Source organism: Variovorax paradoxus NBRC 15149 (genome assembly GCF_001591365.1).
GTDB lineage: Bacteria > Pseudomonadota > Gammaproteobacteria > Burkholderiales > Burkholderiaceae_C > Variovorax > Variovorax paradoxus.
The window spans coordinates 1171746-1190782 of the sequence record NZ_BCUT01000001.1; the positions used below are offsets into that span (position 1 = coordinate 1171746).

Here is a 19037-nt window from a genome sequence, read left to right on the forward strand (position 1 = left end):
TCAGGTCTTCTTGACCGCCTGCATCGACGCGAATTCGGAGGTCAGCGCCTGCACGTCGGGCGGGAAGTCGGCAATTTCCTGGATCTGGCGGACCTCGATGACCTCGTTCTCGCTGCCGGGGCAGCGCGTGGCCCATTCGATGGCGTCGGCGCGCGAGGGCACGTCGATGATCCAGTAGCCGCCGAGCACCTCCTTGGCCTCGGCAAAGGGGCCGTCGACCACCTTGGGCTTGCGGCCCGGAAAGCTCACGCGCGCGCCCATCGAGGGCGGATGCAGGCCGTCGCAGCTGATCAGCACGCCGGCCTTCTGCATCGACTCGTTGTAGGCCATCATGGCCGCCACCGCATCGACGTCGTCGGGAATGGTGCCGGGCGCGGCGCTTTCGTAGCCGTGGGGAATCATCAGCAGCATGAATCGCATGGCGGTCTCCTTCGGTGCGGCGCTGCCGTTCAGCGGCCGGCCTTGGCCCGGGCCTCGGATTCGGCGCGCAGGCGCTCTTCCTGCGCCAGCAGCTCGGGCGTCATCGAGTCGCCGAAATCGGAGGCTTCGAACACCTGGCGGATCTCGATCTCGCCCTCCTGGAACGGGCTGCGCTTGATCCACTCGATGGCTTCCTCCTTCGACTTGACCTGCAGCAGCCAGAAGCCCGCGAGCAATTCCTTCGTCTCGGCGAAAGGACCGTCGATCACGGTGCGCTTGAGGCCTTCGCAGCGCACGCGTGCGCCCCTGGATGACGGGTGCAGCCCTTCGCCCGCGAGCAGCACGCCGGCCTTGACCAGCTCCTCGTTGAACTTGCCCATGGCGGTGAGCACTTCGGTGCTCGGCATCACGCCGGCTTCGGAATCCTTGTTGGCCTTGACCAGAACCATGAATCGCATGTCGTTTCTCCTGAAGGTTGATGAAATCGGGAGGCACTGAAACCGCGCGCTCCTGTTCACACGTCGCACGAGCGCAAGCCCGATCGACACGCCTGCCTCGATCAATTTGTAATTTTATGTATCAGAGCTTCAGGGCAGGTAGCCGCAGAAGCGCAGCACATGCCCGTCGGGCTCGCGGATGGCGAATTCGCGCAGGCCCCAGGGCTGCGAGACGGGCGGCTCGATCACCGTGACGCCGCGCTTCGCATAGGCCGCGTGCAGGCCGTCGATGTCCTTGCCCACGTGGATCACGATCTCGCCGCGCCAGGGCGGCGCCCCGCGGGTGTTGCACTGCCACAGCCGCAGGTAGACCGGGTCGCCGTAGCTGCGGTCGCCCTTCTTGACCCGTGCATAGCTCGGCGGTTCGCCGGCGATGAAGTCGATCTCGAAGCCCAGCACGTCGCGGAACCAGCGCGCGGCGCGCGCGGCGTCGGACACCGGCAGCACCGGCTGCACGCCGTGGAATTCATGCAGGGTGCCGAGATCGGGGGCGTCGGCCACGCCGGTGCTGGCGGCCATCAGTCGGATTCGCGCCGCAGCGCCGCGACGCGCTCTGCAATGACATCGACGTCGAGCGCGTCTTCCGCATGCGCGAGGTAGGTTTCCAGGTCGCGCACGGCGGCTGCGGTGTTGCCCTGCTCGGCATGCGCGATGCCGCGGTCGCGGTACTCGCCCCAGGCGTTGGGCAGCAGTGCGATCAGGCGGTCCTGCACGGCGATGGCGCGCTGCCAGTCTTCCTGCGCGCGGTGCACTTCCTTCAGGTTGCGCAGCATGCGCCCGATGATCTCGCGCGAACTGGCGGGCTGCAGGTACAGGCCCAGCGGCACGTCGAAATCGCCGACCAGCCCGTTGCTGCGCTTGTAGGGTTCGAGCCGCTCGCCGAGTTCTTCGCGCGAGAGCGACTTGCCGGTGAAGGGGTCGATCACCACCTGCCCCTTCGGCAGCGTGACCTTGAGCATGAAGTGGCCCGGAAAGCCGATGCCGCGCGCCTGCAGGCCCAGCCCCTGCGCAAGCTCCATCCACAGCACCGCGAGCGAAATGGGAATGCCGCGGCGCGTGCGCAGCACGGCGTTCAGGTAGCTGTTGTCGGGGTCGTAGTAGTCGTTGACGTTGCCGCCGAAGTTCAGGTCGTTGAAGAAGAACTGGTTGAGCGCGCGCAGCCGCGCGAGCGGTGCGGCATCGGCCGGCAGCCGGCGCTTCAGGCGCGCGAGCAGTTGGTCGACGTCGCCCAGCACCTGCTGCACGTCGAGGTCGGGGTATTCGTCCTGTGCGAGGCTGGCGGCCGCCTCCAGCAGCGGAAAGTGCTCGTCGCTCTGCACCAGCGATTCGAAATACGCCAGGGCCGTGGGAACCTGAAAGCTGAACGTCATGTGTCTTTGTAGAGGAGCATTCGGGGAGCGTCAAGGCGGTGTTTTCAGCTTGCGCAAGCCGAAAAACCGCCCGTTGGGTAAAGCCGCGCCAGGCGCCCTCTTACCGGCGCATGAAACTGCGAAGCCGCACGCCCAGCGCCGTGAGCACCGCGAAATACAGCAGCGCCGCGCCGGCGATCAGCGCGGCCAGCAGGCCGATGCGCAGCAAGCGCTGCTCGCGCAGGCCGATCCAGTCGAAGTGGCGCGAACCCCAGGCCAGCAGGGCCGCCAGCACCAGCATGCCCGCCAGCACCTGCAGCGCGAACCTGCCCCAGCCGGGTTCGGGCTTGTAGCTGCCGCGGCGGATCAGGCCGACCAGCAGCCAGATCGCATTGACCAGCGCGCCGATGGCAATCGTCAGCGTGAGCGCCGCATGCTGCAGCACCGGCACCAGGAAGACATTGAGGACCTGGGTCAGCACCAGCACGCCCACGGCGATCAGCATGGGCGTGCGCGTGTCCTGCCTGGCGTAGTAGCCGGGCGCGAGCACCTTGATGGCCACCAGCCCGACCAGCCCGACGCCGTAGCCCATCAGCGCCACGGTGGTGCGCTGCACGTCCTCGCCCTGGTAGGCGCCGTTGTGGAACAGCACGGCCACCAGCGGCTTCGCAAAGAGCAGCAGAGCGACGGCGCACGGCGCCGACAGCAGCACCACCAGCCGCAGGCCCAGGTCGAGCAGCGACGAGTAGCGCGCATCGTCCTTGGCCGCGCGGGCGCCGGCCAGCTGCGGCATCAGCACCACGCCCAGCGCCACGCCGAGCATCGCGGTCGGGAATTCCATCAGGCGGTCGGCGTTGCCGATCCAGGTCACGCTGCCGACCGCAAGGTGCGAGGCGATCTGCGTGTTGATGAGCAGCGAGATCTGCGCCACGCTCACGCCCAGCAGGGCGGGCAGCATCAGCTTCAGCACCTGGCGCGTGGCGGGGTCGCGCCAGGCGTCGCCCAGCGCCTTGAAACCCGTGCCGATGCGCGGCATGAGGCCCAGCGCGCGCAGCGCCGGAACCTGGATGGCCAGCTGCAGCACGCCGCCGACCAGCACGCCCACGCACTGGGCATAGATCGGCTCGATGCCGTAGCGGCGGAACAGCGGCGCCCCGACCACGATCGCCAGGATCAGCGCGATGTTGAGCAGCACCGGCGAGGCGGCCGGCACCGCGAACTTGCGCCAGGTGTTCAGGATGCCGCCCGCCAGCGCCACCAGCGACATGAAGCCGATGTAGGGAAACATCCAGCGCGTCATGACCACGGCCGCGTCGAAGCCCGCCAGCCCGCTGGCCATGGCCCACACCAGCAGCGGCGCGCCAGCCACGCCGGCCACGCAAACCACCACCAGCGCCCAGGTCAGCAGCGTGGCGACGTGGTCGATCAGCGCCTTGGCGCCCTCCTGGCCGGCCTCGGTCTTGCGCGCCGCGAGCACCGGCACGAAGGCCTGGCTGAAGGCGCCTTCGCCGAAAACCCGCCGGAACAGGTTGGGAATGCGAAAGGCGACGTTGAACGCGTCGGTCAGCGCGCTGACGCCGAACACCGAGGCAAAAAGCACGTCGCGCACGAGGCCCGTGATCCGCGAAGCGAGCGTCAGCAGGGATACGGTGGAAGCGGATTTGAACAGGGACACGGGGCGAGTGTAGGGCCCGCCAAGCCCCGATTCGGCGAAAAAGGCAACCCGGCCTATAATGGAGGGCTTTGCTGCATCATCCTCAGACACCTAAGGAACCAAACCATGGCATCCGCCAAGCCCAAGAAAAAGAACCCGCGCCTCGCCTCCGGCCGTAAGCGCGTCCGCCAGGACACCAAGCTCAACGCTGCGAACACCTCGCTGCGCTCCAAATACCGCACCGCCGTGAAGAATGTCGAAAAGGCCGTCCTGGCCGGCGACAAGACCAAGGCAAGCGAACTCTTCGCGAAGGCCCAGAGCATCGTCGACACCGTCGCCGACAAGGGCATCTTCCACAAGAACAAGGCTGCTCGCGACAAGAGCCGCCTGTCGGCGAAGGTCAAGGCCCTCGCCCTCGCGCCTGAAAAGGCCGCCGCCTGACACCTGTCAGGCAAGCCCGGACCGGAATCCTCCGGTCCGCCGTTTGATCGGGGTGCGCTGCAGCAAAGTGTAAAAAACCGCCTTCGGGCGGTTTTTTCATGTCCGATCGCTTCCTTCCTGCCGGAGGAAGCCGCCCGCTCAGGCCTTGGGCGGCGCGTCCGGCACGTCGGGCACCAGGCAGGCCTCGGCCACCTGCAGGTCGTTGTCGCGCGCGAAGTTCACGCAGAAGTCCCAGGCCATGGGCTCGGCGTCGCGCAGTGCGCGGTTCACCACCACGCACTTGACCCCGTTGATGGTGGTCGGAATGCACCAGGGCGAATAGCTCAGGTGGCTGCCCGGATAGGCGCCGCCGGGGCGGAAGGAGCACATCACGCCGGCCAGCCGCTCGGCCCAGTCGCTGGGGCGGAAAGTCCGGCCATCGTGGGTGATGCCCTGGATGAAGATTTCTTTGGCAGTGGGGGAAATCATCGTTGAATGAGGCGCCCGCAGCAGGTGCTGCGGTGCAACAAGCGATTCTATCCGGGCGCCTTTCGCCTCCCGGGAAGCGGGCATTGCTGTAATGCGGAATCCTCAACGAAGCCGTCAAAGCGCACGCCTAGAATCCGCGGTTCCCTATCTGGAGAACCGAATGAGCGCTACCGCCCAGCCCACCTCGCCCCACGTCATGAACACCTACGGTCGCCTGCCGATCGCGCTGTCGCACGGCCAGGGCTGCCGAGTCTGGGACACCGCGGGCAAGGCCTACCTCGACGGCCTCGGCGGCATTGCCGTGAATACGCTGGGCCACAACCACCCCGAGCTGGTGCCCGCGCTGCAGGACCAGATCAGCAAGCTGATCCACAGCTCCAACTACTACCACGTGCCCGGCCAGGAACAGCTGGCCGCCAAGCTGACCGAGCTGTCGGGCCTGACCAACGCCTTCTTCTGCTGCACCGGCCTGGAAGCCAACGAGGCGGCCCTGAAGCTCGCGCGCAAGTTCGGCCATGACAAGGGCATCGAGCGGCCCGAGATCGTGGTGTACGAAGCCGCTTTCCACGGCCGCAGCATCGCCACGCTGTCGGCCACCGGCAACCCGAAGGTGCAGGCCGGCTTCGGCCCGCTGGTCGAGGGCTTCATCCGCGTGCCGCTGAACGACATCGAGGCCCTGAAGAAAGCCACCGAAGGCAACCCCAACGTGGTCGCCGTGTTCTTCGAGACCATCCAGGGCGAAGGCGGCATCAACCCGATGCGCTGGGAATACCTCAAGCAGGTGCGCGCCCTGTGCGACCAGCGCGACTGGCTCATGATGATCGACGAAGTGCAATGCGGCATGGGCCGCACCGGCAAGTGGTTCGCGCACCAGTGGGCCGGCATCAAGCCCGACGTGATGCCGCTGGCCAAGGGCCTGGGCTCGGGCGTGCCGATCGGCGCCGTGGTGGCCGGCCCCAAGGCCGCCCACATCTTCGGCCCCGGCAACCATGGCACCACCTTCGGCGGCAATCCGCTTGCGATGCGCGCCGGCATCGAGACCATCCGCATCATGGAAGAGCACAAGCTGCTCGAGAACGCCGCCACCGTGGGCGAGCACCTGAAGGCCGCGCTCGAACGCGAGATCGGCGGCCTGGCCGGCGTGAGGGAAATCCGCGGCCAGGGCCTGATGCTGGGCATCGAGCTCGACCGGCCCTGCGGCGTCATCCTGAACCGCGCCTGCGACGCCGGCCTGCTGCTGAGCGTGACGGCCGACAAGGTGATCCGCCTGGTGCCGCCGCTCATCCTGAGCATTGCCGAGGCCGACGAGATCGTCGCGATCCTCGCGCCCATCGTCAAAACATTCCTGTCGGAGCCCGCAGCGCAATGACGACCGCCACCACGCCCAACGCCATCCGCCACTACCTGCAGTTCTCGGACTTCACGGCCGACGAATACGCCTATCTTTTCGATCGCATGGCGATCATCAAGAAGAAGTTCAAGACCTACGAGAAGCACCAGCCCCTGACCGACCGCACGCTGGCCATGATCTTCGAGAAGGCCAGCACGCGCACCCGCGTGAGCTTCGAGGCGGGCATGTACCAGCTCGGCGGCAGCGTGGTGCACCTGACCACCGGCGACAGCCAGCTCGGCCGCGCCGAGCCCATCGAGGACAGCGCCAAGGTCATCAGCCGCATGGTCGACCTGGTGATGATCCGCACCTACGAGCAGACCAAGATCGACACCTTCGCCGCGCACTCGCGCGTACCTGTCATCAACGGCCTGACCAACGAATTCCACCCCTGCCAGATCCTCGCGGACATCTTCACCTACATCGAGCACCGCGGCTCCATCCAGGGCAAGACGGTGGCCTGGGTCGGCGACGGCAACAACATGGCCAACACCTGGCTGCAGGCCAGCGAGATCCTCGGCTTCAAGGTGCACGTGAGCACGCCCAGCGGCTACGAGGTCGACCAGTCGGTGGCGGGCCTGCGCTCGGCCGACAGCTACCAGGTCTTCAAGGACCCGATGGAAGCCTGCCGCGGCGCCGACCTGGTGACCACCGACGTCTGGACCAGCATGGGCTACGAGTCCGAGAACGAGGCGCGCCGCAAGGCCTTTGCCGACTGGTGCGTCGACGAGGACATGATGCGCATCGCCCAGCCCGACTCGCTCTTCATGCACTGCCTGCCGGCTCACCGCGGCGAGGAGGTGCAGGCCGAGGTCATCGACGGTCCGCAGTCGGTGGTGTGGGACGAGGCCGAGAACCGGCTCCATGCGCAGAAGGCGCTGATGGAGTTTCTGCTGCTGGGGCGGCTCTGAGCTCCTGACCGAAGGCGCAGCCGCGTGTCCCATTGCCAGCAATGTGGCGCCTGCTGCGCCAGCTACCGCGTCGACTTCAGCATCCATGAACTCGACGACAACGGCGGCAGGGTGCCCTCCGGCCTTGCGGTCGATGTGAACGGCGCCCTCTGCCGCATGCGCGGCACCGACCACACGCCGCCGCGCTGCGCCGCGCTCACCGGCAAGATCGGCCAGGCCGTGGCCTGCGGCATCTACGAATGGCGCCCCAACCCCTGCCATGAGCTGCAGGCCGGCAGCGGCGCCTGCGAGCGGGCCCGCGCGCGCCATGGGCTGCCGGGGCTGCCTTCCTGAGCCGGTCGATCATCTCGTCACGCCGTGTGTTGGAAATAACCGACACCACGACCCCCCGCCCGGCGCTAACTTTGCGCCATGCGTTCCCTGCAACCCCAACTCCGCCTCTGGGACATCTCGCCGCCCGTGCATGAAGGCGCGCCGGTGTTCCCCGGCGACACGCCCTACCAGCAGCGCTGGGCCGCGACCATTTCGCCCGACTGCCCGGTCAACGTCAGCGAGATCAAGCTTTCACCGCATGTCGGCGCGCATGCCGACGCGCCGCTGCACTACGACGCCGAAGGCCGGGCCATCGGCCTCGTCGACCTTGCGCCCTTCCTCGGCCCGTGCCGGGTGATCCACGCCATTGCCAAGGGGCCGCTGATCGAGTGGGAGCACATCGCGCACGCCGTCACGAGCCAGATGCCGCAGCGCGTGCTCGTGCGCACCTATGCCGCGATGCCCGTCGAGCATTGGGACCCGCAGCTCGCGGCCTATGCGCCCGCCACCGTCGAGCGGCTCGCGGCCATGGGCGTGAAGCTCATCGGCATCGACACCGCGAGCATCGACCCGGCCGACAGCAAGACGCTGGAAAGCCACCAACGCATCCGCCGCCTCGACCTGCGCGTGCTCGAGAACCTCGTGCTCGACGACGTGCCTGAAGGCGACTACGAACTCATCGCGCTGCCGCTCAAGCTGGTCAGCGCCGATGCCTCCCCGGTTCGCGCCGTGCTGCGCGAATTTCCCCGCTGAAAACCTCCACCATGACAACCCTCGAAGACTGCCGCGCGCTCGACGCGCAAGACCCGCTGCGCGCCCTGCGCGACCAATTCATCATTCCCGAGGGCGTGCTCTACCTCGACGGCAACTCGCTCGGCGTGCTGCCAAAGGCCGCGCCCGCACGCATCGCCGAGGTGGTGGCCAAGGAATGGGGCGAAGGCCTGATCCGCTCGTGGAACACCGCGAGCTGGTTCGACCTGCCACAGCGCCTGGGCGACAAGGTGGCACGGCTGATCGGCGCCGCGCCCGGCGAAGTGGTGTGCACCGACAGCACCTCGGTCAATCTCTACAAGGTGCTGTTCGCGGCGCTCTCGCAGCAGAAGGACAGGGGGCGCAAGCTGGTGGTCAGCGAGCGCAGCAACTTCCCGACCGACCTCTACATTGCCGAGTCGCTGTGCCGCGAGCGCGGCTTCACGCTCAAGCTGATCGAGGCGGGCGAGCTGCAAGGCCCGGATTCGGTGCTGACCGATGAAGTGGCCGTGCTGATGCTCACGCACGTGAACTACCGCACCGGCGCCATGCACGACATGAAGGCCGTCACCGCCGCCGCGCATGCCGCCGGCGCGCTCACGGTGTGGGACCTGGCGCACAGCGCGGGCGCCGTGCCCGTGGCGCTCAATGAAAGCAATGCCGACTACGCGATCGGCTGCGGCTACAAGTACCTGAACGGCGGCCCCGGCGCGCCGGCCTTCGCCTGGGTGCACACGCGGCACGCGGGCAAGTTCGAGCAGCCGCTGTCGGGCTGGTGGGGCCATGCCGCGCCCTTCGAGTTCACGCCGCACTATCGCCCCGCGCCGGGCGTGGGCCGCTATCTCTGCGGCACGCAGCCGGTCATCGCGCTGGCGGGGCTGGAGTGCGGCCTGGACACCGTGCTCGCGGCCGAATCCTTCAACGGCGCGAATGGCGCCATGGCCGCGCTGCGCGCCAAGTCGCTCGCGCTCACCGATCTCTTCATCCAGCTGGTCGAAGAACGCTGCGCCGGACAAGGCCTCTCGCTCGTCACGCCGCGCGAGCATGCGCGCCGCGGCTCGCAGGTGTGCCTGAGCCGCGACGAAGGCGCCTACGCCATCGTGCAGGCGCTGATCGCGCGCGGCGTGATCGGCGACTACCGCGCCGGCGATTCGCAGATGCCCGACATCCTCCGCTTCGGCTTCACGCCGCTGTACCTCGGCTTCGAGGACGTGTGGAACTCGGTCGAGCACCTGGTGCAGGTGCTCGAGACGGGCGAGTGGCGGCGCGCCGAATTCAACCGCAAGAACGCAGTGACATGAGCACCGACCAGAACCCCGAGAAGATCGTCCACGAGGAAATGGCGCAGCTGGATTTCAGCGCGTCGATGAGCTATGGCGACTACCTGCACCTGGACGAGATCCTCAACGCGCAGCATCCGCTGTCGCCCGCGCACGACGAGATGCTGTTCATCGTGCAGCACCAGACCAGCGAGCTCTGGATGAAGCTGATGCTGCACGAACTGCGCGCCGCCACCACCTGCATCGCAGGGGAGAAGCTGGCCGACGCCTTCAAGATGCTCGCGCGCGTGAGCCGCATCATGGAACAGTTGGTGAGCGCATGGACCGTGCTCTCGACCATGACGCCGCCCGAGTACACGGCAATGCGGCCCTACCTCGCCAACTCCAGCGGCTTCCAGAGCGCGCAGTACCGCTGCATCGAGTTCGCGCTCGGCAACAAGAACGCCGCCATGCTCAAGCCGCATGCGCACCGGCCCGACCTGCTCGCTCAGGTGGATGCGGCCTACCGCTCGCCGTCGCTCTACGACGAGTCGCTGAAGCTGCTCGCACGGCATGGCCTGCCGGTGCCCGCCGATCACCTGGAGCGCGACTGGACCCAGCCCTACCAGGCCAGCGACGGCGTGGAAGCAGCCTGGCTCACGGTGTACCGCAACCCGCACGACCATTGGGACCTGTACCAGCTCGGCGAAAAGCTCACCGACCTCGAAGACGCCTTCCGCCTCTGGCGCTTTCGCCACGTGACCACAGTGGAGCGCGTGATCGGCTTCAAGCGCGGCACGGGCGGAACCGGCGGCGTGAGCTACCTGCGCAAGATGCTCGACGTGGTGCTGTTCCCCGAAATCTGGAAGCTGCGCACCGATCTGTAAGCTATCGCTTGCCCCGCTTGCCCCATCCGCCCGAAGCGCTACATTCGTTGGCAACAACAACGGAGGCACTGCCATGAACGATGTCCAGTTCTCGCTCGAAGAGCTTGCGACCTTGCGCGAGCATGGCGTGGTCCTGTTCGCAGACCGCGTGATCTTCGAGGCCCAGCCGCCCATGCCGGCGCAGCGGATCGCCGCCATCGAGGCGCTGTGCGCCGGCCCGCTTCCCGAGGCGCTGGCTGCGCTGTGGCGGCAGACGGCGGGCGGCCGGCTCGACTACGACCTGTCGCTGCCGATGAGCGGCAATGTGGAATCCATCAGCTGGTCGGAACTGTTCTGGGACGGCAGCGACGGCTACCGCGACCTGCAGGGCTGGATCGAACATGAGCAAGAGCTGGCCGAAGAAGCCGCCAAGGAAGAAGGCCGCGCCTGGAGCGGCAAGCTCACGCACCTGCCCTTCGGCGGCTTCGAATACCTCGACCGCGTCTATGCGGTGGTCGAGCCCGGCCCCGAGCACGGCCGCATCGTCGCATGGAAGCACGGGCTGCCGCCCGCCTGGACGCATGCGCTGCACGAAGACAGCGTGAGCGCCATCGCGCCCGACCTGCGCGGCGCCTTCGCGGCCCTGCACCTGGACGAGGATCCGCTGGCGCCCACGGGCGACTATTTCTCGGGCCAGGACCTGTTGCAGTACCTCGACGACCGGCACCAGGACCATGGGCTGGACCTCGACCTGATGGACAAGCTGGTGGCCTTCTATTGCCGCGCCGTGGTCGACTGGCGCACGCCGCTGGCGGACGGCACGCTGCGCCGGCTGCCGGCCATTGCGCGTGCCGCGCTGCACCACGCCATCGGCACCGACGACGCGGATCTGGTGGCCCAACTCGCGGCCGCCGGCGTGAGCTTCGACGGCCCGCAGCAGGGCAGCGCGCTGGCCACCGACGTGGCCATTGGCCAGGGCGCCTTCGCCGCGGCCATGGCGCTGGTGCGCGCGGGCGCGCCGGTGGCGCGCGATGCGCTGGGCCATGTCGACGGCCAGATCTCGCCCGAGCTCACGGGCGCGCTGCTTGCCAACGGGGCGGAGCCCAGCGTGGCGGCCATCGTCAAATGCGCGGCCTGTGGTGCGCCCGCCAGCGCGCACCTGGTCGCCGATGCATGTGCAGAGGCCGGCATCGACGTGCCGCCCGCCTTCGTGGTCGAACGCGATGCGACGCTGGCCGAACTCGAAGCCACGCTGCTCGAGGTCCGGGAAGGCACGCATGGCCACTACCTGGGTGCCGAGGGCCTGGCCGAACGCATCGAGCACCTGCAGACCTTCAGGCTCTGAGGGTGCGCGGCGCGGCTGCACTCAGCCGCCGTACAGCCAGGGCTGGTCCAGCAGCCGTGCGCCCAGCGCGCGCATTGCCAGGTCGCGGCCGATGCGCACCGCACCGGCTGCATGGAAGATCTGGCCGTTGCGCCGGGCCTTGGCCTGCACGAGCGCGTTGCGCTGCCAGCGCGCCTCGGCATAGCGCGCGAAGGCGGCCGGCACGTCGGCCGCACTGCCTTGGCCCAGCGCCTCGGCCAGCGCCACCGAATCCTCGATGGCCATGCCGGCGCCCTGCGCCAGGTAGGGGACCATCGGATGCGCGGCATCGCCCACCAGCGCCACGCGCTCGTGGGCCATCTCGGCCGCAGAGGCCAGCGGCGGCCGGTCGCTGAGCGTCCAGGCGCGCCAGCCGGGCATGGCTTCGAGCAAGGCCTGCAAGGCGCGCCCACTCCGGCCCGTGGCCTTTTGCAGTGCGGCGAGGCTGCTGGCCTGGTCCCAGTCGCGCGCATCGCCGGCCGGCGCCGACTCCGCGATCACCACCACGTTGAGCCAGGCGCCACCGCGCACCGGGTACGCCACCGCATGCAGCTGCGGGCCAAGCCACACGTCGATCCGGCCGCGGCGCAGGACCTGCGGCAGCGCGGCCTGCTCGGCCATCGCGCGCCAGGCCGTGTGGCCGGTGGCGCGCGGCGGCTCGGCTGCGGACGGCACGTCGAGGCGTTGCCGCGCCAAGCTCCAGAGCCCGTCGGCGCCAATCAGCGCCTCGCCTTCCCAGGCCCGCGCGCCGCTGCTCGAGATGCACACGAGATCGTCGCTGGTCTCGACCTGCGCAATGCGCGCGTCGGTCACCAGGGTGCCCCTGCCGCGGGCGCGCACCGCTTCGAGCAGCAGCGCATGCAGATCGGCGCGGTGCACGCAGAGATAAGGAGCGCCGTAGCGCTCGCGCATCGCATCGCCCAGCGGCAGGCGGGCCAGTTCGGCGCCGCTGCCCGCGCTCTGCACCACGAGGGCATCGGGCCGCGCGGCGATGGCCTCCAGGCCTTGGGCCAGGCCCAGCAGCGCGAGGCGCCGCGTGACGTTGGGCCCCATCTGGATGCCGGCGCCGATCTCGGCGAACGCGGGCGCCTGCTCGAAGACATCGGCGCGGTGGCCGCCGCGGGACAGTGCCAGCGCAGCAGAAAGCCCCCCGATGCCGCCCCCGACGACGAGGATGTGCGTGGGCATCGGCCTCAGCGGCTGTGCGTGGACAGCGGGCCCTGGCCGGCTTTGTCGGATTCGGGTGGGTTGGCGGGCGTCTTGGGTCCGCAGCTGCCGCAGCTGTCGCAGGAGCCGCAGCCCGAGCTCTTGGCAAGCGAGGCCGCCAGCTGATCGGCGCGCTGCTGGTCGACCAGTCCGGCGCGGTGCGTGCCGGCCGCGAGCTTGTGCGCGGCACTGCGCCGCCAGCCCGCGGGCATCCAGCGCCAGACCGCATAGAACGCGGCGGCCGCGACGATCAATCCGACGATCAATTGCTGTGTCATGTCCGTTTACTCCAACGCGCGTTCGAGACTAACCCAGAAACATCGCTCAAGCCTTGCGGCAGGTCATCCCGCGCCCAGCGCCAGCGCCACGTGGTAGGTGATGAAGCACGCCAGGTAGGCCAGTGCGAACAGGTAGCCGGCCATGATCCAGACGTACTTCCATGATCCGGTTTCGCGCTTGACCGCCGCGAGCGTGGAAATGCACTGCGGCGCAAACACATACCAGACCAGCAGCGACAGCGCCGTTGCGAGCGACCAGCTGCCTGCGATCAGCGGCTCGAGCTGGCCGGCCACGTCGTCGCCGCTGGCCGAGAGCGCATACACCGTGCCGAGCGCGCCCACCGCCACTTCGCGCGCCGCCATGCCCGGCACCAGCGCGATGGAGATCTGCCAGTTGAAGCCGATGGGCGCAAAGATGTGCTCCAGGCCGCGGCCGATCATGCCCGCCAGGCTGTACTGGATGGCCGGGCCCGTGGCGCCTTCGGGCGGCGACGGAAAGGTCGACAGGAACCACAGCAGGATCGTGAGCGTGAGAATGATCGTGCCCACGCGCTGGATGAAGATCCACGCCCGCTCGTAGAGCCCGAGCGCCAGGTTGCGCAGGTTGGGCCAGCGGTAGGCCGGCAGCTCCATCATCAGCGGCGAGTGCTGCTTGCTGTCGCGGAAGCGCTTCATCACCCAGGCCACCGCCATGGCCGACACGATGCCGAAGACATACAGCGCGAACAGCACCACGCCCTGCAGGTTGAAGACGCCGCCCACGGTGCGCGCCGGAATGAAGGCCGCGATCAGCAGCGCATAGACCGGCAGGCGCGCCGAACAGGTCATGAGCGGCGCGATCATGATGGTGGTGATGCGGTCGCGCCAGTTGCTGATGGTGCGCGTGGCCATCACGCCGGGAATGGCGCAGGCAAAGCTCGACAGCAGCGGAATGAAGGAGCGGCCCGACAGGCCCACGGTGCCCATCACGCGGTCCAGCAGGAAGGCCGCGCGCGGCAGGTAGCCCGAGTCTTCCAGCGCCAGGATGAAAAGGAACAGGATCAGGATCTGCGGCAGGAACACGATCACGCCGCCCACGCCGGCAATCACGCCGTCCACCAGCAGGCTCTGCAGCATGCCTTCGGGCATGTGGGCCTTCAGCAGGTTGCCCAGGCCTTCGGTGCCGGCCTTGATGGCGTCCATGGGCACGTTGGCCCAGCTGAACACGGCCTGGAACATCAGGAACATCGTGACCGCGAGCACCAGCAGGCCCCACACCGGGTGCATCACCACGCGGTCGATGCGGTCGCTGGCGGCCAGGCTGCCGACCGGCTCATGCACGGCCAGGCCGAGGATGCGGCGCACTTCGCGCTGCGTGGCCAGCACGTCGTCCAGCCCCGGCGGCTGCCAGGGCAGCGGCGCCGCGGCGGCCACCGGCGCATCGAGGGCTTCGAGCAGGCCCTGCGCGCCGCCCGACTGCACGCCCACGGTCTCGATGACCGGCACGCCCAGTTCGCGCGACAGCACGGCCGTGTCGACCGCAATGCCCTGCTTCCTGGCCATGTCGGTCATGTTGAGCGCCACCACCATCGGCAGACCCAGGCGCTTGGCCTCGAGCACGAGCCGCAGGTTGAGCCGCAGGTTGGTGGCGTCGGTCACGCACACCAGCAGGTCGGGCAGGGGCTCGCTGCTCTTGCCGGTAACCACGTCGCGCGTCACGGCCTCGTCCACGCTGAGCGCGTTGAGGCTGTAGGCGCCCGGCAGGTCGAGCACGAACACGCGCCGGCCCGACGCGGTGCGCAGCGACCCTTCCTTGCGCTCGACCGTCACGCCGGCATAGTTGGCCACCTTCTGGCGGCTGCCGGTGAGCAGGTTGAACAGCGCCGTCTTGCCGCAGTTCGGATTGCCCAACAGCGCGATGCGCGCGGGCTGCGCCGTGGCCGCAAGGCGCCCCGGTCCCTGGATGACGGCCTCAACCATGGCTTGCGCCCTCCGCCAGGCCCGGCGCCACGTGGATCAATGCGGCCTCATGGCGCCGCAATGCGAAGGTGGTGTGGCCCAGCCGCACCGCCAGCGGCTCGCGCCCCGGCAGGCCGCGGGCGACGATGCGCACGGCCTCGCCCGGCACGAAGCCGATCTCGGTCAGGCGCAGCACGAGCTCGCGGTCGTCCGCGCCCTCGGGCCGCGCCACGTCGAGCACGGTGGCCCACTGGTTGTCGGGAAGCTGGTCGAGCCGCAGGCCGGAAGATGCCGGCGCGGCCCCGAAATGGTTGGTTTGCACGGTAAGAAAGTGCGCCGGATTCCAGGCGCGCCAATGGAGCAAAAGCTAGATGCTATCAATTCTCAATCGCAGAAACCTGACCAAGGCCCTTTGACCTCGCGGGCCGGGTTCTTTTTTTGGGGTTTGCGGCCGCCCCGGGGCGCATTCAGCCCAGTTCGAGGATGCGCGCCGACACGGCATCGCCATCGACAATGAGCTCGGCCACCGCAATTGGCAATTTGAATCGACGCGGCCCGGCGCTGCCCGGATTGACGTAGAGCACGCCGGCGCGCTCCTCGATCTTCGGCTTGTGGGAGTGGCCGGAGACCACCACGCGGACGCCGGCGGGGGCGGCGGCGAGCTGCGACAGGTCGTGCACCGCATGCACGATCACGCCGCCCACCTGCAGCAAGGCCGTTTCCGGAATGCGGCCGGCCCACGGCTCGCGGTCGTTGTTGCCCCGCACCACCGTCAGCGGCGCGATGGCGGCAAGCGCCTCGAGGATGCCCGCATCGCCGATGTCCCCGCCATGCACGATGAAGTCGCTGCCCTGCAGCGCCGCCACGGCCTCCGGGCGCAGCAGGCCGTGGGTGTCGGAGATGAGGCCGACGCGGGTCAAGCCGCGAGCAGCTGCCTGAGCACGAAGGGCAGGATGCCGCCGTGCTTGTAGTAGTCGACCTCGATCGGCGTGTCGATGCGCAGGCGCACCGTCACCTCCTGGTGGCTGCCGTCGGCGCGGTGCACCACGAGCTTCACGTCCATCTGCGGCTTGAGCTCGCCGCCGATCACCACGTCGATCTGCTCGTCGCCCGTGAGGCCCAGCGTCTGCCATGAATCGGCGCCGCGGAACTGCAGCGGCAGCACGCCCATGCCGACGAGGTTGGCGCGGTGGATGCGCTCGAAGCTGCGCGCCACCACGGCCTTGATGCCCAAGAGCTGCGTGCCCTTGGCGGCCCAGTCGCGCGAGGAGCCGGTGCCGTATTCCTCGCCGCCGAAGACCACCGTCGGCACGCCCTGCTCCATGTACTTCATGGCGGCGTCATAGATGAACATCTTCTGGTTGCCCGGCTGGAACAGCGTGACGCCGCCCTCTTCCTGCGTGCCGTTGACGTCGGGCGGAATCATCAGGTTCTTGATGCGCACGTTGGCGAAGGTGCCTCGCATCATCACGTCGTGGTTGCCGCGCCGCGAGCCGTAGCTGTTGAAGTCGGCCTTGGCCACGCCGTGCGCCTTGAGCCAGATGCCCGCGGGCGAGCTTTCCTTGATGGAGCCGGCCGGCGAGATGTGGTCGGTGGTGATCGAGTCGCCGAACAGCGCCATGATCCGCGCCCCCTTGAAGCCCGCGTCCGAGGCGTGCGGCTCCATCTTGAAGCCCTCGAAGAACGGCGGCTCGGCAATGTAGGTGGAGGAAGGCCAGTCGTAGACCTGGCCCGTCGTGCCCTTGATGCTGCTCCAGAACTTGCCCGGGTCGGTCTTGACCTTGTCGTAGTTCGCGCGGAACGACTTGGCGTTCATCGCATGGCGCAGGTTCTGGTCGATTTCCTTCGGGCTCGGCCAGATGTCGCCCAGGTACACGTCCTTGCCGTTCTTGCCCTTGCCCACGGGCTCGGTCATCAGGTCGACCATCACGTTGCCCGCGATCGCGAAGGCCACCACCAGCGGCGGCGAGGCCAGGAAGTTGGCCTTCAGGTTCGGATGGATGCGCGCCTCGAAGTTGCGGTTGCCCGAGAGCACGGCTGCGCCGACCAGGTCGTTCTTGACGATGGCGTCGTTGATCTCGGGCGTGAGGTCGCCCGCGTTGCCGATGCAGGTGGTGCAGCCGTAGCCCGCCAGGTAGAAGCCCAGCTTCTCGAGGTACGGCAGGAGGCCCGCCTTCTCGAGGTATTCGGTGACGATGCGCGAACCGGGCGCAAGCGAGGTCTTGACGTGCGGCTTGACCGTGAGGCCCGCCTCCACCGCCTTCTTGGCCAAGAGGCCGGCCGCGAGCATCACGCTCGGGTTGGAAGTGTTGGTGCACGAGGTGATGGCCGCGATCAGCACGTCGCCGTTGCCGATGCTCACGCCGCCCTTGGGCGCCGGAGGCGCCGTGGCGCTCACATGGGCCGCTGCCTTGGTCGAGCGGTTGTCCACCATCTCGACCATGTCGCGCGGCGCGCCCGGCGGCGGCGGCGCGGCCTCCTCGTCGCCGCCCTGGCCGTTCACGGCGAGCGGATAGCGCAGCTTGAGCCGCTCGGCCGGCTGGTTGAAGCCGTTGGCGTCGTTGGGCTTGCTGAAGAGCTCGGCGAACTTGGTCGACAGGTGGCCCAGGTCGATGCGGTCCTGCGGCCGCTTCGGACCCGCCAGGCTCGGCGACACGGTGCCCAGGTCGAGCTTGACGATCTTGGTGTAGTCGATGTCGCCGGGCGCCGGCATGCCGAACAGGCCCTGCGCCTTGTAGTAGGCCTCGAAGCGCTCGACCTCCTCCCTGGTGCGGCCGGTGCCCTCGAAGTAGGCCACGGTCATTTCGTCGACCGGGAAGAAGCCCATGGTGGCGCCGTACTCGGGCGCCATGTTGCCGATGGTGGCGCGGTCGGGCACCGCGATGGACGCGGCGCCCGGGCCGAAGAATTCGACGAACTTGCCCACCACCTTCTCGGCCCGCAGGATGGCGGTGACGTACAGCACGAGGTCGGTGGCCGTGACGCCTTCGCGCAGCTTGCCGGTGAGCTCGAAGCCCACCACGTCGGGCGTCAGCATGTACACAGGCTGGCCCAGCATGGCGGCCTCGGCCTCGATGCCGCCCACGCCCCATCCGACCACGCCCACGCCGTTGATCATGGTGGTGTGGCTGTCGGTGCCCACCAGCGAGTCGGGGTAGTACACCGGCACCTCGGCGTTGTCGTTCGAGCTCTTGTAGACGCCGCGCGCAAAGTACTCGAGGTTGACCTGGTGCACGATGCCGAAGCCCGGCGGCACCACGCCGAAGGTATCGAAGGCCTGCATGCCCCACTTCATGAACTGGTAGCGCTCGTTGTTGCGCTGGAACTCGAGCTTCATGTTGAGGTCGAGCGCCTTGGGCGTGCCGTAGTAGTCGACCATCACCGAGTGGTCGACCACCAGGTCGACCGGCACCAGCGGCTCGATGGTCTTGGGCGACTTGCCGAGCTTGGCGGCCACGCTGCGCATGGCGGCCAGGTCGGCCAGCAGCGGCACGCCGGTGAAGTCCTGCAGCACCACGCGGGTGACGACGAACGGGATCTCGTCGATGCGGTCCGCATTGGGCGCCCAGCGGGCCAGCTCCTCGACATGCTTGGCCGAGACCTTCTTGCCGTCGCAGTTGCGCAGCACCGACTCGAGCACGATGCGGATCGACACCGGCAGCCGCTCGACGCTGGGATATTGCCTGGCCAGCTCCTTCAGCGACCAGTACTTGCCGGACTTGCCCGATGCGGTCTTGAAGGTCTTGAGGGTGGACGCAAAGGGGTGCGCCGGTGCTTTGGCCATTGAGGAACTCCTGATTGTTCGTGGAAGCTCTTCAAGGATAGCGGGGAACGATGTCAGCTGCTGTAGTCTGTATTCCAACCCGGTCCTCTGGCCTGCGGCGTTCCTCATCGCGAAAAATGCCGGGTGAAGGGGCGTTGCCGGCATCCCGCGC

The 19037-nt window shown here is 68.3% G+C and carries 20 protein-coding genes; 8 read left to right on the plus strand and 12 right to left on the minus strand.

Annotated elements, in window-relative coordinates; all coding sequences use genetic code 11:
- From VPA02S_RS05565 to murJ, 5 genes are all read right to left on the minus strand, one after another.
- The gene (locus tag VPA02S_RS05565; protein WP_018903287.1) at positions 1 to 420 is read right to left on the minus strand and encodes a YciI family protein; all 420 of its coding nucleotides are present in this window, start codon (positions 418 to 420) and stop codon (positions 1 to 3) included.
- Between the two features lie 29 nt (positions 421 to 449).
- Entirely contained in the window at positions 450 to 878 is a 429-nt protein-coding gene (locus VPA02S_RS05570; RefSeq protein ID WP_018903286.1) for a YciI family protein, read from the minus strand.
- Positions 879 to 1007: 129 nt separating this feature from the next.
- Positions 1008 to 1436: a bleomycin resistance protein gene (locus VPA02S_RS05575; RefSeq protein ID WP_018903285.1), complete on the minus strand. Its 429-nt coding sequence runs from the start codon at positions 1434 to 1436 to the stop codon at positions 1008 to 1010.
- The gene (locus VPA02S_RS05580; protein ID WP_012746600.1) at positions 1436 to 2287 is read right to left on the minus strand and encodes a SirB1 family protein; all 852 of its coding nucleotides are present in this window, start codon (positions 2285 to 2287) and stop codon (positions 1436 to 1438) included. Before VPA02S_RS05580 ends, VPA02S_RS05575 begins: the two co-directional genes overlap by 1 nt.
- Positions 2288 to 2387: 100 nt before the next feature.
- Entirely contained in the window at positions 2388 to 3941 is a 1554-nt protein-coding gene (gene murJ / locus VPA02S_RS05585; protein WP_062362704.1) for a murein biosynthesis integral membrane protein MurJ, read from the minus strand.
- 105 nt (positions 3942 to 4046) lie between these two features.
- Between murJ and rpsT the strand changes: the two genes are divergently transcribed.
- Positions 4047 to 4361, plus strand: a complete 315-nt coding sequence (rpsT, locus tag VPA02S_RS05590; protein ID WP_007831346.1) for a 30S ribosomal protein S20 — start codon at positions 4047 to 4049, stop codon at positions 4359 to 4361.
- 138 nt (positions 4362 to 4499) lie between these two features.
- Here rpsT and VPA02S_RS05595 read toward each other — a convergent pair whose 3' ends face one another.
- Entirely contained in the window at positions 4500 to 4829 is a 330-nt protein-coding gene (locus VPA02S_RS05595) for a DUF3579 domain-containing protein (protein ID WP_018903283.1), read from the minus strand.
- Between the two features lie 160 nt (positions 4830 to 4989).
- Here VPA02S_RS05595 and VPA02S_RS05600 point away from each other — a divergent pair, with 160 nt between their 5' ends.
- From VPA02S_RS05600 to VPA02S_RS05630, 7 genes are all read left to right on the plus strand, one after another.
- Positions 4990 to 6198: an aspartate aminotransferase family protein gene (locus VPA02S_RS05600; protein WP_062362707.1), complete on the plus strand. Its 1209-nt coding sequence runs from the start codon at positions 4990 to 4992 to the stop codon at positions 6196 to 6198.
- Positions 6195 to 7130, plus strand: a complete 936-nt coding sequence (gene argF, locus VPA02S_RS05605) for an ornithine carbamoyltransferase (RefSeq protein ID WP_012746596.1) — start codon at positions 6195 to 6197, stop codon at positions 7128 to 7130. Before VPA02S_RS05600 ends, argF begins: the two co-directional genes overlap by 4 nt.
- Positions 7131 to 7154: 24 nt before the next feature.
- Positions 7155 to 7463 carry a YkgJ family cysteine cluster protein gene (locus tag VPA02S_RS05610; RefSeq protein WP_018903281.1) on the plus strand — a complete coding sequence of 103 codons (309 nt, stop codon included), beginning with the start codon at positions 7155 to 7157 and terminating at the stop codon, positions 7461 to 7463.
- Positions 7464 to 7541: 78 nt separating this feature from the next.
- Positions 7542 to 8195, plus strand: a complete 654-nt coding sequence (gene kynB / locus VPA02S_RS05615) for an arylformamidase (protein ID WP_062362710.1) — start codon at positions 7542 to 7544, stop codon at positions 8193 to 8195.
- 11 nt (positions 8196 to 8206) lie between these two features.
- Entirely contained in the window at positions 8207 to 9493 is a 1287-nt protein-coding gene (gene kynU / locus VPA02S_RS05620; RefSeq protein WP_062362713.1) for a kynureninase, read from the plus strand.
- The gene (gene kynA / locus VPA02S_RS05625; RefSeq protein WP_062362718.1) at positions 9490 to 10338 is read left to right on the plus strand and encodes a tryptophan 2,3-dioxygenase; all 849 of its coding nucleotides are present in this window, start codon (positions 9490 to 9492) and stop codon (positions 10336 to 10338) included. Before kynU ends, kynA begins: the two co-directional genes overlap by 4 nt.
- A gap of 73 nt (positions 10339 to 10411) precedes the next feature.
- Positions 10412 to 11662: a carbohydrate kinase family protein gene (locus VPA02S_RS05630; RefSeq protein WP_062362720.1), complete on the plus strand. Its 1251-nt coding sequence runs from the start codon at positions 10412 to 10414 to the stop codon at positions 11660 to 11662.
- Positions 11663 to 11683: 21 nt separating this feature from the next.
- Here VPA02S_RS05630 and VPA02S_RS05635 read toward each other — a convergent pair whose 3' ends face one another.
- The 6 genes from VPA02S_RS05635 to VPA02S_RS05660 all read right to left on the minus strand — a co-directional run bounded on the left by VPA02S_RS05635 (position 11684) and on the right by VPA02S_RS05660 (position 18886).
- Positions 11684 to 12868: an FAD-dependent monooxygenase gene (locus VPA02S_RS05635; protein ID WP_062362723.1), complete on the minus strand. Its 1185-nt coding sequence runs from the start codon at positions 12866 to 12868 to the stop codon at positions 11684 to 11686.
- 5 nt (positions 12869 to 12873) lie between these two features.
- A complete protein-coding gene (locus tag VPA02S_RS05640) occupies positions 12874 to 13164 on the minus strand; it encodes a DUF6587 family protein (RefSeq protein WP_018903275.1) in 291 nt (96 codons plus the stop codon).
- A gap of 63 nt (positions 13165 to 13227) precedes the next feature.
- A complete protein-coding gene (gene feoB / locus VPA02S_RS05645; protein ID WP_062362726.1) occupies positions 13228 to 15123 on the minus strand; it encodes a ferrous iron transporter B in 1896 nt (631 codons plus the stop codon).
- The gene (locus VPA02S_RS05650; protein WP_026283843.1) at positions 15116 to 15424 is read right to left on the minus strand and encodes a FeoA family protein; all 309 of its coding nucleotides are present in this window, start codon (positions 15422 to 15424) and stop codon (positions 15116 to 15118) included. The genes feoB and VPA02S_RS05650 overlap by 8 nt, the downstream gene beginning before the upstream one ends.
- A 145-nt stretch (positions 15425 to 15569) precedes the next feature.
- Positions 15570 to 16022: a metallophosphoesterase family protein gene (locus tag VPA02S_RS05655; RefSeq protein WP_062362729.1), complete on the minus strand. Its 453-nt coding sequence runs from the start codon at positions 16020 to 16022 to the stop codon at positions 15570 to 15572.
- A complete protein-coding gene (locus VPA02S_RS05660) occupies positions 16019 to 18886 on the minus strand; it encodes an aconitate hydratase (RefSeq protein WP_062362732.1) in 2868 nt (955 codons plus the stop codon). Before VPA02S_RS05660 ends, VPA02S_RS05655 begins: the two co-directional genes overlap by 4 nt.
- Between the last annotated feature and the right edge of the window lie 151 nt (positions 18887 to 19037).